Origin of the sequence: Crossiella sp. CA198 (assembly GCF_052078295.1) — a bacterium.
In the GTDB taxonomy this organism is placed as follows: domain Bacteria; phylum Actinomycetota; class Actinomycetes; order Mycobacteriales; family Pseudonocardiaceae; genus Crossiella.
In genome coordinates this window covers 80,109-93,059 of the sequence record NZ_JBQJIM010000010.1, presented here as the reverse complement: position 1 = coordinate 93,059, position 12,951 = coordinate 80,109, and the positions used below count along the sequence as shown (strand labels likewise).

12 protein-coding genes are annotated in these 12,951 nt (G+C 71.4%); 4 read left to right on the top strand and 8 right to left on the bottom strand.

The window, feature by feature from the left end; all coding sequences use genetic code 11:
- Nucleotides 1-8: 8 nt before the first annotated feature.
- A complete protein-coding gene (locus ACTOWY_RS18090; protein ID WP_441310803.1) occupies nt 9-611 on the bottom strand; it encodes an alpha/beta hydrolase in 603 nt (200 codons plus the stop codon).
- Nucleotides 608-1,552 carry a ring-cleaving dioxygenase gene (locus tag ACTOWY_RS18085; RefSeq protein ID WP_441310802.1) on the bottom strand — a complete coding sequence of 315 codons (945 nt, stop codon included), beginning with the start codon at nt 1,550-1,552 and terminating at the stop codon, nt 608-610. Before ACTOWY_RS18085 ends, ACTOWY_RS18090 begins: the two co-directional genes overlap by 4 nt.
- Before the next feature lie 77 nt (nt 1,553-1,629).
- On the opposite strand from ACTOWY_RS18085, the gene ACTOWY_RS18080 reads away from it, so the two are divergent.
- Complete coding sequence (locus tag ACTOWY_RS18080) at nt 1,630-2,103, top strand: MarR family winged helix-turn-helix transcriptional regulator (RefSeq protein WP_441310801.1); 474 nt, start codon at nt 1,630-1,632, stop codon at nt 2,101-2,103.
- 183 nt (nt 2,104-2,286) lie between these two features.
- Here ACTOWY_RS18080 and ACTOWY_RS18075 read toward each other — a convergent pair whose 3' ends face one another.
- Nucleotides 2,287-2,451: a hypothetical protein gene (locus ACTOWY_RS18075; RefSeq protein WP_441310800.1), complete on the bottom strand. Its 165-nt coding sequence runs from the start codon at nt 2,449-2,451 to the stop codon at nt 2,287-2,289.
- A gap of 183 nt (nt 2,452-2,634) precedes the next feature.
- Here ACTOWY_RS18075 and ACTOWY_RS18070 point away from each other — a divergent pair, with 183 nt between their 5' ends.
- A complete protein-coding gene (locus ACTOWY_RS18070; RefSeq protein WP_441310799.1) occupies nt 2,635-3,864 on the top strand; it encodes a J domain-containing protein in 1,230 nt (409 codons plus the stop codon).
- A 16-nt stretch (nt 3,865-3,880) separates the two neighbouring features.
- Here the strand turns inward: ACTOWY_RS18070 and ACTOWY_RS18065 are convergent, their stop codons facing one another.
- Nucleotides 3,881-4,270, bottom strand: coding sequence for a sunset domain-containing protein (locus ACTOWY_RS18065; RefSeq protein ID WP_441310798.1), 390 nt, complete (start codon nt 4,268-4,270; stop codon nt 3,881-3,883).
- 11 nt (nt 4,271-4,281) lie between these two features.
- The gene (locus tag ACTOWY_RS18060) at nt 4,282-5,331 is read right to left on the bottom strand and encodes a hypothetical protein (RefSeq protein ID WP_441310797.1); all 1,050 of its coding nucleotides are present in this window, start codon (nt 5,329-5,331) and stop codon (nt 4,282-4,284) included.
- A gap of 139 nt (nt 5,332-5,470) precedes the next feature.
- On the opposite strand from ACTOWY_RS18060, the gene ACTOWY_RS18055 reads away from it, so the two are divergent.
- Complete coding sequence (locus ACTOWY_RS18055; protein ID WP_441310796.1) at nt 5,471-5,923, top strand: YkvA family protein; 453 nt, start codon at nt 5,471-5,473, stop codon at nt 5,921-5,923.
- Nucleotides 5,924-5,944: 21 nt separating this feature from the next.
- Here ACTOWY_RS18055 and ACTOWY_RS18050 read toward each other — a convergent pair whose 3' ends face one another.
- Both ACTOWY_RS18050 and ACTOWY_RS18045 read right to left on the bottom strand, forming a co-directional pair.
- Complete coding sequence (locus ACTOWY_RS18050; protein ID WP_441310795.1) at nt 5,945-8,998, bottom strand: discoidin domain-containing protein; 3,054 nt, start codon at nt 8,996-8,998, stop codon at nt 5,945-5,947.
- A gap of 125 nt (nt 8,999-9,123) precedes the next feature.
- Nucleotides 9,124-9,522, bottom strand: coding sequence for a winged helix-turn-helix transcriptional regulator (locus ACTOWY_RS18045; protein WP_441310794.1), 399 nt, complete (start codon nt 9,520-9,522; stop codon nt 9,124-9,126).
- A gap of 432 nt (nt 9,523-9,954) precedes the next feature.
- Here ACTOWY_RS18045 and ACTOWY_RS18040 point away from each other — a divergent pair, with 432 nt between their 5' ends.
- The gene (locus ACTOWY_RS18040) at nt 9,955-11,151 is read left to right on the top strand and encodes a sensor histidine kinase (RefSeq protein ID WP_441310793.1); all 1,197 of its coding nucleotides are present in this window, start codon (nt 9,955-9,957) and stop codon (nt 11,149-11,151) included.
- 213 nt (nt 11,152-11,364) lie between these two features.
- Here the strand turns inward: ACTOWY_RS18040 and ACTOWY_RS18035 are convergent, their stop codons facing one another.
- On the bottom strand, nt 11,365-12,849 hold the full coding sequence (locus ACTOWY_RS18035) for a PQQ-dependent sugar dehydrogenase (protein ID WP_441310792.1): 1,485 nt from the start codon (nt 12,847-12,849) through the stop codon (nt 11,365-11,367).
- Nucleotides 12,850-12,951 lie beyond the last annotated feature (102 nt).

The window sequence follows — 12,951 nt, the reverse complement described above, 5'->3', positions numbered from 1 at the left end:
CCATCATTTCAGGTGCTCAGCCATTCGGCGGCAGCGCGGGCGGCTTCCAGGGTCAGCTGGTGCCCGCCGGGGTGCCGGAACGGGGTGACCGCGGCGCCGCGCGCCCGGAGCAGCGCGTCCAGGCGGTCGACCGAGTCGAGTGGGGCCATCTGGTCAGCGGTGCCGTTGGCCAGGAACACCCGGCTGCCACCGAGATCCGTGCCGGGGTCCGCCGGCAGTGGGCACATCCCGGCGAACAGGGCGGCCTCGGACAGCACCTCCGGGCGCAGCAGCGCGGTGGCGGCGGCGATGTTGGCGCCGTTGGAGAAGCCGACCGCGACCAGCCGCCGCCCGGTCAGCCCGTACTCCTGCTGGGCGGCCAGGATGAACTCGGCGAGGTCGTGGGCGCGGCGGCGGACGTCCTCGTGGTCGAAGACGCCCTCGGCCAGCCGGCGGAACCAGCGGGCCATGCCGTGTTCGGACACCGGCCCGCGTGGAGCGAGCACGGCGGCCGCCGGGTCGAGGTGCTCGGCCAGGCCGAGGAGGTCGTCCGGGCCGCCACCGGTGCCGTGCAACAGCAGCAGCACCGGTGCGGCCGGATCGCCCGCGCGGAACTGGTGTTCGAGGTTCATGCCGGTAGCCGCAGGGTCGGCAGCGCGTGCTGGATCTGCTCGCGGCTGGGCTCCAGCCACGGCGGCAGTTTCAGCGCGCGACCCAGTTCCAGCAGCGGTTCGTCGGCGGCGAAACCGGGTCCGTCGGTGGCGACTTCCAGGAGGGTGCCGCCGGGCTCGCGGAAGTAGATGGAGCGGAAGTACTGCCGGTCCAGGATCTCGGTGACCCGCACGCCACGGTCGAGGAGTTCGTCCCGCCAGGACACCTGGGTGGCGTCATCCGGGACCCGCCAGGCCACGTGGTGCACGGTGCCCACCGCGACCACCCCGCGCTCCCCCTTGGGCTGCACGAGCACGTCCACGAGTGCGCCCGGACCGCCGTCGCCTGCCTCGAACCGCAGCCGATTGCCTTCCTGGCCAAGGAAACGCAGGCCGAGATCCTCGGTGAGGGTGCCCGCGGTGGCCTGTTCGGCGGTGACCGACAGGGTCACCGAGTGCAGGCCGCGAATGGCGTGCTCGGGCGGTACCAGGCCGTGGTCCCACGGGTCGCGCGGGTCTTCCTGGGGGTGTGCGACCAGGGACAGCTCCAGGCCGTCGGGATCGCGGAAGAGCAACGCCTCCTCGCCGTCCCGGCCCTTGATGTCGCTGACCTGGGCGCCCGCCGCGGCCAGGTGCTGCCGCCACCAGCCCAGCGAGGCCTCGGGCACGGAGAAGGAGGTGGTGGTCGCCTGGCCGGTGCCGATCCGGCCCTGCGGTGCTTGTTTCCACGGGAAGAAGGTGATGAGCGAGCCCGGCCGGCCGGAACCGTCGCCGTAGTAGAGGTGGTAGGTGCCGGGGTCGTCGAAGTTGACCGTGGTCTTGACCAGGCGCAGACCCAGTGCGCGCAGGTAGAAGTCGACGTTGCGCTGGGGGTCGCCACCGATCGCCGTCACATGGTGCAACCCGCTGGTCTGGATGCTCATGGCGGCAACGCTACGCCCCATTTATCTTCCCCGCAAGATACTTCTGCGGAAACGGTTCCCTGGCTAGACTGGCGGGCATGAGCAAGCCGGAGGACATCGCCGACGACGAGATCATCACCTGGTGGGGCCTGGTGATCGAGGGCTACCTGGCCACCCAGGAGCGGCTGATGAGCGAGATCGCGGCGAAGTTCGGCCTGCAACCGGCGCCCTTCGACATCCTGCTGCGCCTGGTCCGCTCCCCCGGCCACCGGATGCAGATGACCAGGCTGGCCACCGAGGCCGCGCTCACCAGCGGCGGGTTCACCAAGGTGGCCGACCGCATGGTCAAGGCAGGCCTGATCCGCCGGGAACCGTGCGAGCACGACCGCAGGGTCACCTACGCGGCGCTCACCGAACACGGTCTGGAGGTGGCGGCGGCGGCCCGCCGCACGGGCGCGGACAACCTGCGCCGCACCGTGCTCACCCCGCTCGGGTCCGAGCAGGCCGCCGCCCTCGCCGAAGCCATGCGCACACTGCGCGAGACCAATGGCACGCGCTCGACGGTGAGCTGAGGGGGAATCTCTCCCAGGACCGGGCCGGGCCTCAACGGGGTGGGGGCGCGGCGCTGGTGCGCGGGATCACCGCGTCAGCGCCTCGATGCCGTGCCACACCGGAAATCACCCGGTCGGGGAGCTTAATACTGTCGGCCCGTGGTCCCTGAGATCGTCGAGACCGGGGCGTTATTACGAAACGAGTCAGTCCAGTCCGCGGACAATGTGCGGCTCGAAGGTGTCGTCGTCGAGCAGCCACTGCGGGATCGGGCTGCGGCCCCGGCCGCCTGACCTGGTCGCACGCTCGGCCTGGACCGGGAGCCCGACCTTGGGTGCCGGCTCGGTGCGTTCTCGGACCTGTTCCATCATCTCGGCTACCGCCTTTCGTGTGTGTCGGCTATCACGTTAGAGGAAGAGTGGCCTTTCGCGCGCGGGTATATGCAGAACACTGGTCGAAATACGGATCGCTTATCACTCCTTCCGCCGCGCAGGGTGGAGTCGGTTGATCATCTTCCGCGGGCACCCCATAGGGTGTTCGCGCAGACACGGAAGGTGGGCGGGATCGTGGGCGCGGTCGACTACTACGAGCTGCTTGGCGTCGGCCGGACCGCGACCGCGGCGGAGATCAAAACCGCCTATCGGGCGTTGGCCAAGGTCATGCATCCGGACGCCGGGGGCACCTCCGGCTCGTTCCGGTTGCTGCGCGAGGCCTACGAGACCCTCAACGACCCGGACCGGCGCGCGGACTACGACCGCGGTGAGACCGAAGACGACTGGGACGAAGAAGAGGACTGGATCGACGAGTCCGACATCGAGGTCACCGTCGACGCCCCGGAGCCGCCGCGCCGCGGCACCCGGCAGCGGGCCCGGCCGTGGCCGCGCACCGGATCCACCCGGCGCACCAGGACTTTCGGCCCGGATCCGGAGTTCACCCCCGCCATGCCGCGGCTGGATCCGGACACGATCCCGTGGTGGCCCGAGGTGGACCCGGTGGAGCGGATCCGCCTGGTCCCGCCCACCGGACCCGGCCACGGCCCCGCGTTCGGCTCGCTGACGGTGTGGCTGCTGATGTGGGTGCTGTTGCCGGTGCTGACCGGGTCGGTGTGGCTGATCGGGTTGTGGCTGGCGGTCTTCGCCGTGGTCACCGGGGTCACCCTGCACCTGTGGCGCAACCAGCTGGCGGCCAGTCGCACCGACCGGGAGTTCACCGCGGAGTTCGGCATCCGCACCGTGTTCGGCCGTCCGGGCGCGGAGGAGGGCGAGGTCGCCGAACAGCTCACCGCGCGACTGCTCGGCCGGTATCTGACCCGGCTGCCCGGGGTGCGCATCTTCCACGGGCTGGCCTGGCCGGATTCGGTGTTCGCCGACATCGACCACGCCGTGCTGTGTGGGCGGCGCCTGGTGCTGATCGAGTCGAAGCTGTGGCTGCCGGGGCACTACACCGCCGACGACACGGGTGGCCTGCGGCGCAACGGACACGCCTATCGCGGTGGCGGCACCCGGCTGCCCGAGGGGGTGGAGGCGTTCCGCGATCTGCTGCCCGAGGTGGAGGTGCGCGGGGTGCTGGTGCTGTACCCGAACCGGGCCGGGGAGATCACCACCGGCGAGGCGCCCGAGGTGCCTGCGCCGCCGATGAGCCCTGAGCAGTTCATCACCGAGATCGGGCAGTGGCTGGCCGCCGAGCCGAGCACGGTGGACCGGGATCTGTTCCGGGTGGTGCTGGGTCAGGTCGTGCGGCCGGAGGGCGTGGCCGCGCCGCCCCGGCCACGGGAAGAGCCGTGACCGGGGTGGGCGGCGGTCAGCGCACGGCTTCGGCGCGGCGGCGGGCCACCCCGGCGGTGTAACCGGCCTGCTCGGCCTCGGCGACCGAGGCGAACCAGATGTCGCCCTTGGTGCGGTTGAAATAGGGCGATTCCGGGGTGTGGTACCGCTTGGTGCGGGTGTTGCCCTTCACCGTCGCCTGGGCCGGTTCGGGGATCACCTGGGCCGGGATCTCCTGCTCCGCCAAGGACAACGGCGGTTCCGGCGCGGCCACTGGCTCGGGCGGTGCCGCCGGTACTGGTTCCGTGACGGCTGCGGCGGCGCGGCGTTCGGCGAGCGGGCGGACCAGGAGCAGCCAGCTCACCAGCCCGCCGATCAGGAAGGCGGCCAGGCACAGCAGGAAGACCTGCCAGAACAACCACATCATCGTTGCAGCTCCTAGCTGACGGTGACCCGCGCGCGGCGCAGGTGCGGGACGAAGGTCTCGGGGCCGGGTTCGACCCTGGCTACCGTGCTGACCAGTTCGCGCGGAACCCCTTGGGCCACCAGGAGATCGCGGACCAGGTCGGCCCGGCGGCCGGCCAGGCGCCGCGGGTCGACGCCGGGCGGCTGTTCCTCAGAGGCCCAGGCGGTCACCGTGATCAGTGATTTGGGCGCCACCCGCAGCAGGCGGCCGATCCGCTCGACCAGTGCGGCGCCGTGGCCTTCGCCCCAGCGCACGGTGGCGGCCTCGAAGTTGACCCCGCCACTGCCGTCGATCATCCGGCCCACCGCGGAATCCAGCGCTCGAATGTCCACAGTGGACGGATGTGGTGGCGGTCCGACGGTCAGCCCGCCCGCGTGCACCGGGCCGAACTCGCTGCCGCGCAACCGTTCGAGGAGCACGTTGCGCTGGTCGGCGTCGGCGACCACGCCGCGCACGGTGACGCCGTCGGGCCGGATGGCCACGGTGAGGTCCGCTCCCCTGGCCTCGGCGGCGGCCTGGGCGAGGGCGGCCAGCGCGGTGCTGGCGTAGGCGGGTCCGGTGCCGGGGACGGGCAGGGTCAGGTCGGTGACCCGGTGGCCGGGGCAGCGGGCGATGATCTCCTCCAGCAGCCTGCCGGTGGCCAGCACGCTGTGCCCGGTGGCCGAGACGAGCAGTTCGCCGTCGCGGACCCGCAGCAGCACCGGGGTGGGGGCGAGTTCGCGCACCACCACCGAGTCCACTCCTGGCAGGTTGGCCACCATGGTACTCACCGCGGCCAGCCGGTCCCCCGGTAACCCGGCCAGGCTCAGCTCCCGGCCGACCGCGGACACCTGGGCGTCCGGGTGCCCTGCGGTGCCGAGGGCGCCCTCGGCGGTGTGGGTGAGTTCGGCTTCGATCCGGGGTCCGGCCACCGCCACGCCGAGTCCGGCCAGCAGCGCGGGCACCGTGACCGCGGTCAGGGTCCAGCCGATCCACTGTGGACGGGGCTGGTGCGGTGGCGGGTCTGCCGCTGTCTGGTCCATGGGGACCGGGTTGTAGCGAAACGCGCCAGGATTGCGCCAGCCCGCTCCGGGCTATCCTGGTGACACGCCGGAGAGTTCACCTGGTTCAGCGATCAGTGAGCTGGGAACCGTTGTCCGGTCAAGGAGTGGGGGAGGTCGGGTGCTCGTTCTCGGGGTGGCGCTGCTCGCGCTGGGCGGACTGGCGTTCTGGCGGCTGGATTCCACCGTGCTGTGGATGGCGCCGAACACGGTGGGCATCGTGCTGACCGTCCTGGGCGGACTGGCCCTGATCGGTGGGATCATCCGCACGATCCGCCGTCGCAAGGGCCTGGGTTCGCCGAGCACGGTGCAGCGGGTGCGGGCGCTGCCGCGGATGCTGCGCGCGATGCGCCAGCGCCGTTATCCGGCGCCGCCGTGGTCCAAGCGGTTGTTCTGGATCGCCGGGATCATTTACATCATCTCCCCGATCGACCTGCTGCCCGAGGTGTTCCTGCCGATCATCGGCCTGACCGACGATGTGGGGCTTGGCGCGTTCCTGCTGGCCCAGCTGCGCGCGGAGACCGGCCGGTTCGTCGAGGCAGAGCGCGGACGGCCCGTCCCCCCGCTGGACTGAGGGAACGGGCCGCGCCCTGGGTCACCAGCCGGTGCGGCCGGATCCGAACTGGTAGAGCGGGTTGCCGTACACCGGCGGTACGGGCCGCCCGGCGTCGATGTGTGCCCGGATCTCGGCGCGCTGGGCCGGGGTGGCGCCCAGGTCGTACGGGATGTCCCAGGCTTCGTTGGCGTCTTCGAGGATGTCCTGGCCGCCGGGGCGGAGCACGTCGGAGAGCAGCCGGGGCAGCTGCCACGGCAGCTTGCCGCTGGGCTGGAAGTCACCGAAGAGCAGGCTGGCCAGGGCCGGGCCCATTTCCTCGCCGCCACGGTAGGTGAGCACGATCGCACCGGCCTGGTCGTGCCATTCGGTGATCACGTAGGGCCGGGGCAGGACCAGCGCGACCACCACCGGGATGCCCCGGCGGCGGAAGTCCTGGATCAGCGCGAGCTGGTCCGGGGGCAGGAACGGCTGTTCCTTCACCCAGTTCGTGCCGTGCGTGTAGGAGGTCTCCCCCACCGCGACGACGGCGAGTTTCGGGTTGGGCGCGGTGTCCTGGTGCACGGTGACCCCGGCCGCTTCGGCGCGGGCGCGGATCGCGGCGAGCATGGTCTGGGAGCCGTACTCCTCGTGGAAGAAGCTGGTCCAGATGCAGCAGGCCGCCTTGTCGTCGGCCCGGGGTCCGGCCACCACGATGTTGTCGCCGCGGGTGAGCCGCAGCGGCAGCACACCGTCGTTCTTGAGCAGGGTCAGGGCTTCCCGGGCGGCCTGGTTGGCGAGTTGGACGTGTCCGGGCTGGTGGAACCGGTACGGGCCGTTGACCGGATCACCGTAGGGGGCCTCGAAGATGCCGAGCCGGAACTTCAGCGACAGCACCCGCCGTACCGCGTCCTCGATGCGGGACAGGGGCACGCCTGCGATGAACTGCCCGATGGAGTAGCCGGGTGCGCCCGGGTCGGCGCCGCCCATCACGTCGGATCCGGCGTTGGCCGCGCCGACCCAGGACCCGGAGGGCAGCCAGTCGGTGGTGATCAGCCCGGGGTAGCCGAGTTCGCGCCGCAGGTAGGCCAGGATCTTGGCGCTGTCGCCCGCGCCGGGGCCGCCGGGATCGAGGAAGGAGCTGCCCGCGTAGCCGGGCATGATGTTCACCGCGCCCGCTTCCATCGCGGCCCGGAACGGGATCAGGTGGTACTTGATGGTCACCCCGTCGTAGACGATCAGCGCTTCCCCGCCCGCGCCCTCACCCGGCCAGTGCTTCACGGTGGCCAGCACCGAGTTCGGGTTCAGTTCCGGCCCGCCCTGCAGGCCGGAGACGAGTGCGCGGACCTGGGCGGCGGCCACCTGGGCGTCCTCGCCGTTGCCCTCCTGGATCCGCGGGTAGAGCACCTTGGTGCCGACCTCGGCGATCGGTCCGAGGGTGCCCCTGGCGCCGACCTCGAGTTGTTCGCGGCGTTGCATATCGCCGAGCCGGTGGGTCAGGAGGTGGTTTCCGGCGGCGGCGAGTCCGCTCTGGGTGGGGTAGGTGGTTTTGTAGCCGCTGACGGTGTCCCCGGCGGTGACGAACGGGATGCCGAGGCGGGTGCCGCTGGCCGCCAGGAGGGTGTTGTGCAGGTCCTGGGCGTCGGCGGGCCCGAAGTGCCAGCCGGAGTGGGGGAAGCGCTGGGCGTTGTAGAACAGCTGGTACGCCTTCTCCTCGGTGGTCATCCGGCCGAGCAGGTCGTCCACCCTGGCCTGCACCGGCAGCCGCCAGTTCTCATACGGTTGGATCGCGCCGTCCCGGTTGAGGTCCCGGCTGCCGCCGATCAGGCCGATGCCGTCGGCGACGGTTTCCAGGATGGGCCGGTAGAGGCTGAAGGTGTGGCCGGCCGAGACCTGGGTGCCGCCGCCGGTCACCGCGAGGACGTGCCAGCGGTAGGTCCAGCGGTCGGGGATGTCCCAGGCCGGGGTGTAGTTCGGCGTGGTGGTCTCGGCGACCTTGGTGTGCAGGTCCAGGAGGTTGCCGGGGGCGGTGTAGTCGTAGTCGGCGCGGCTGACGTTGAGCCACAGCTCATAGCGGGTCGCGCCGGGCACCGCGGCCCAGCGGAACTCCGGGCGGCGGGTGTCGGTGATCATGGCCTGGTCGCCGGGGGTGTGCAGGGCGAACCGGGCCGGTCCGCCGGGCGGGCGGGTCGGTGGGGACAGCAGCGGCGGGGTGCTGGCGGTGTTGTCCACGGTGCCGAGCACCTGGAGTTCCCACAGCGAATAGCCGTACCCGGTGGCCCTGGTGACGCCGGTCCAGCGCAGGTACCGGCCACTGCCAGCGGCGCTGATCCGTTCCACGCCACCGGCGCCCTCGGTTGTGCTGTGCAGGGGCCGCCAGGCGCTACCGTCGTCGGAGAGTTCCAGGCGGTGTGCCTTGGCGTAGGCGCCCTCCCAGTGCAGCACCACGCCGGTGAGCTGGGCGCGGCCGCCGAAGTCGATCCGCAGCCACTCGTGGTCATTGCCGAACTGACTGGACCACCGGGTGCCCAGGCGCCCGTCCAGTGCGGCGGCCGGGGCGTTGCCGCCCTCGTGCGAGGAGGCGCTCACCTGGGCGTAGGCGGCGATGTTGGCGCTGGGCGCGTTGCCGTAGACCTGGAACTCCCACAGCGAGTAGCCGTACCCGGTGGCGCGGCCGAGGCCGACCCAGCGCACGTACCGGGCCACCCCTGCCACGGCCAGGTGCTGCACGCCGGGGGTGCCCGCGCCGGTGTGCGGGCTGGTCCAAGTCGAGCCGTCGGTGGAGAACTCGATCCGGAACCGGGTGGCGTAGGCGGCTTCCCAGTGCAGCGTGATCCGGTCCACGGTCACCGGGGCGCCCAGGTCGACCTGGAGCCACTGCGCGTCGGTGGCCTGGCTGGACCAGCGGGTGCCCAGATCGCCGTCGGTGGCCGCGGCGGCCACCATGACCGCGTTCTCCACCGAGGAGGCAGTGGTCGGTTTCCCTTGGGAGACAAGGACTCCCTCGGCTCGGGCGGCCTGGCCGCCGGCGAGCAGCCCGCCGCTGATCAGGGCGAGCAACAGGGTGAGCACCAGCGCGGGATGACGGAGTAACCCGGGATGGGGTGCGGGGGGCATGGCGACTCCAGGCGTTCGACGACGATGTCGGCACACTGCTGAGAGCGCTCTCTCCGCGATTCTGGGCCGTACTGAATCGAGTCGTCAACCGGTTCCGCCAAGGTTGCCGCGTTTGGCCGAAGTGCCTACGGCCGGGCGTCGAACTCCGCGCGGTTGCGCTCGATCCGGGTCGCGGTGCCCACGGCCCAGTCCGAGAGCGCGGACAGCGGCACCAGGAGGCCGCGGCCCAGTTCGGTCAGCTCGTACTCCACCCCCGGCGGCACGGTCGGGAACACGGTGCGGGCGACGAGTCCGTCCCGTTCCAGGGCCCGCAGGGTGCGGGTGAGCATGCGGCGACTGAGGCCTTCCATGGCGCGGTGCAACTCGTTGTACCGGTGCGGGCGCTGGTTCAGCAGGACCAGCACCAGCACGGTCCAGCGGTCGCCAATGCGCTGGAACACCTCGGAGACCGGACAACTCGCCTGCTCGTCCAGGGGCACCGGAGCGGGCAGTCGCGCGGTGAGCATCGAGGGCGTGACGGACATGGCTCCAGGTTATTCACCGAACAAAAAGTAGACTGACCAGTTTCTGTTTTCTGTGCGCCGATTAGCCCGAAGGGACGCACCCCGGCCGCGACCGCGGTGCGTAGAGTCGATCGTCGGGTCATCGATTGCACATGCGGTTTCGTGTCCTGACGTCATCCGTGGGGTCGCCAGGACCCGGAACCGATAAGTCCGGTGACCACTTCACCGCTCCAGGGTCCGGACCGGTCCGGACCAGGCGCCGCTCCCGGCTGCCCCCTTGGGCAGCGGAATGCGACCAAAGGAGCACCCACTGCCCCGAACGACAACGTTCGTAGGGACTTGAGGGGGCCGAAAGGCGTTTCTCTCACCTGAACCGACCATCCAGTCAGTACCGTTCTCGGTGTGCAGGCACCTTCCCGCCGGCCATGGTGGCCACCGCGCCGGGCTAGACCCGTGGACGCGGCGGCCGCGCTTGCCCTGCTCGCCATCGGATTGCTCCCCCCGCTACTCGGTTCACTGTGGTGGCCCGCGGACGCCTATCCGCCCGCCGGGGTGCTGCTGCAGGCCGTGGCCAGCGTGCTGGTCTTCGCCCGCGCCACCGCTCCCGCCGCGGTCGCCTTCGGCCTCACCGGCGCCGCGGTCGCCGAACTGGCCCTCCCCGGCCTGCTGCTCCCACCCGACCTCCTGGCGGTCCCCTGGCTGGCCGCCGCGCTCACCGTCGCCGCCGTCACCATCCCCCGCCCACTCCAGGCGTACTGGTGGCCCCTGGTCGGCGCCGCCGCCGTGCTGGCCACCCGCCCGTGGCGCCCGGAACTCGCCGAGATCACCACCGGCATCCTGCTCACCCTGGTCCCGGTCCTGTTGGGCAGGCACCTGCTGGCCCGTCGCGCCCTGGCCCGCGCCGAGTCCGAACGCGCCGAGCGCGCCGCCACCGAGTCCCGCCTGCTGGCCGAACAGGCCCGCGCCGACCAGCGGGTCCGCCTGGCAGGCGAGATGCACGACGTGCTGACCCACCGGGTGAGCCTGATGGTCCTGCAAGCGGGCGCCCTGCGGATGACCGCCCCCGACGAGGCCACCCGCCAGGCCGCCGAAGACCTCCGCGCCGCGGGCTGCCACGCCCTGGACGAACTCCGCGACCTGGTCGGCATCCTGCGCACCCTCCCAGCCAAGAGCGCCAACGGCGAAGCCGCGGTCGAGGCCCCCGCCACCGCCCTGCCCGATCTGTCCGCCCTGGTCGCCGAAACCGTGTCGGTGGGCATCGGCGTCGACCTGGTCCAGGACGGCTCCCCCGTGCACACCTCCCCCGTGGTGGGCCGCACCGCCTTCCGCATCGTGCAAGAGGCCCTGGCCAACGTCCGCAAACACGCCCCGGGCACCCAGGTCCGGGTCCAGGTCCGCTACGGCGCCGACCGGGTCTGGCTCAGCATCCGCAACAGCCCCCCGCCCCGCCCGCCAACCCCCATCCACCTGGCCAAATCCCCCGGCCCCGCCACCGGCGGCGGCCTACTCGGCCTGCGCCAGCGAGTAGCCCTGGTCAGCGGCACCATCAACGCGGGCCCCCGCCCCGACGGCGGCTTCTCGGTAGACGCCATCCTCCCCGCCTACATGCCCAGCGGCTCCCACGCCGACCTAGCCCGCCACGTCCGCTAACCCCCACCCCACCCGGCGTGTTGGCCGTTGTCGTACGGCGAGTTGGCCCAACTGGTACGCCCGGTTGGCCGAAGTGGGCGTACCAGTTGGCCCAAGTGGTGCGACTTCGGCCAACGTGGCGTCCATATCGGCCAACTCGGCGTACGAGAACGGCCAACACTCGGGTGGGTTGGCTGTCGGGCGGGGTGGGACCGCCCGCCCGACAGCGCACGATCAGCGGATCTCGCTGCGCAGGATCCGGTCCGAGCCGGGGCCCTGGCCGCCGTTGCCGTCGGCGTTGGTGGTGCCGATCCAGAGGGCGTTGGCGCCCGGCACCTTCACCACCGAACGCAACCGGCCGAAGGTGGTGAAGTGCGCCGTGGTGGCCCCGGCGCTGGTGCCGTTCAGCTCGACCCGCCACAGCCGCTGCCCACGCAGCGCCGCGACATAGGCGGTGTCGTTCACGATCGCCAGCGAGCTGGGTGAGGCCTCGGCGGTGGTCCAGGTCCGCTTCGGGTTCTCCATCCCGGCGACCCCGCAGTTGCCCTCGCACTGCGGCCAGCCGTAGTTGCGACCGGGCAGGATCAGGTTCAGCTCATCCGTGGAGACGTTGCCCAGCTCCGCCGACCACAGCCTGCCTGCCGAGTCCCAGGCCAGCCCCTGGGCGTTGCGATGCCCGTAGCTGTAGATCAGCGAGTTGAACGGGTTGCCCGGCGCGGGCGCACCGGTGCGGGTGAAGCGCAGGATCTTGCCCGCCGGGCTGTTCAGGTTCTGCGCCAGGCTGGTGTTCTGCGCGTCGCCACTGGTGGCGTACAGGAACCCGTCCGGGCCGAACTTGAGCTGGCCGCCGTTGTGGAAGCGGCTGGACGGCAGGTTGTTGACGATGATCTGGCGGTTGCTCAACGTGGTGCCGTTGAAGCTCATCCGCACGATCCGGTTGGCCTGGGCGCCACCGTCGTTGGAGGTGTGGAAGAAGAACACGTCCTGATCGCTGGTGCCGTTCCAGCCGGGCGAGACCGCCACGCCCATCAGGCCGCCCTCACCGCCGGTGGTGGTGCTGTTGGGCACCGTGCCGACCTGGGTCTTGCTGCCGTTGAGCCCAGCCCGGAACACCCGGAAGGTGTCCCGCTCGGTCACCAGCGCGGACTGGCCGTCGGGCAGGAAGGAGACCGCCCACGGGATGGACCAGCCGGTGCTGACGTTGGCCGGGGGCTGCGGGTTGCCGCGACCGGGCGCGGGCGCGGTGTCCACATCCAGGGCGTCCAGGTTGGGGCCGCCGGTGGCGGTGGCCCCGGCGGCCCGGATGGTGTTGGCCCCGGCGTTGAGCGCGGCGTTGACGGTCACGCTCTGGTAGTTCGTCCAGCCGTTGCTGGGGAAGGCCAGATCGTTGGACACCAGGTTGCCGTTGACCGTGATGTCCAGCGGCCGGTTGGCGCCGCTGCCGTTGGCGTAGCGGAAGGCGAGCACCGCGTTGCCGGTGGCGGACGGGGCGTTCACCGTCCACTCGACGTAACTGCCCGCCACGTTGTCGTTGTTGACGAAACCCGCGCCGCTGAACCCGGCGTGGTTGGACTCCACCAGTCCCTGGGAGATGGTGGCGTTCTCGGCCTCGTACCGGACCGGCGCCGCGCCCGCGGACAGGGCGGGCAGGACCAGGCCACTCGCCAGCACCACCACCGGCAGCGCCACTCTGGTAAGCGCTTTCAAGCCAGTTCTCATAACCGTTCCTCTCAAGGTGTGCAGTGAGGGAAAGCGGTTTCCCGTGGCGGCGGGAGTGTGCGGGAGAACCGTGCTACATGGTGCGGCAGCCGGACCGGCCGC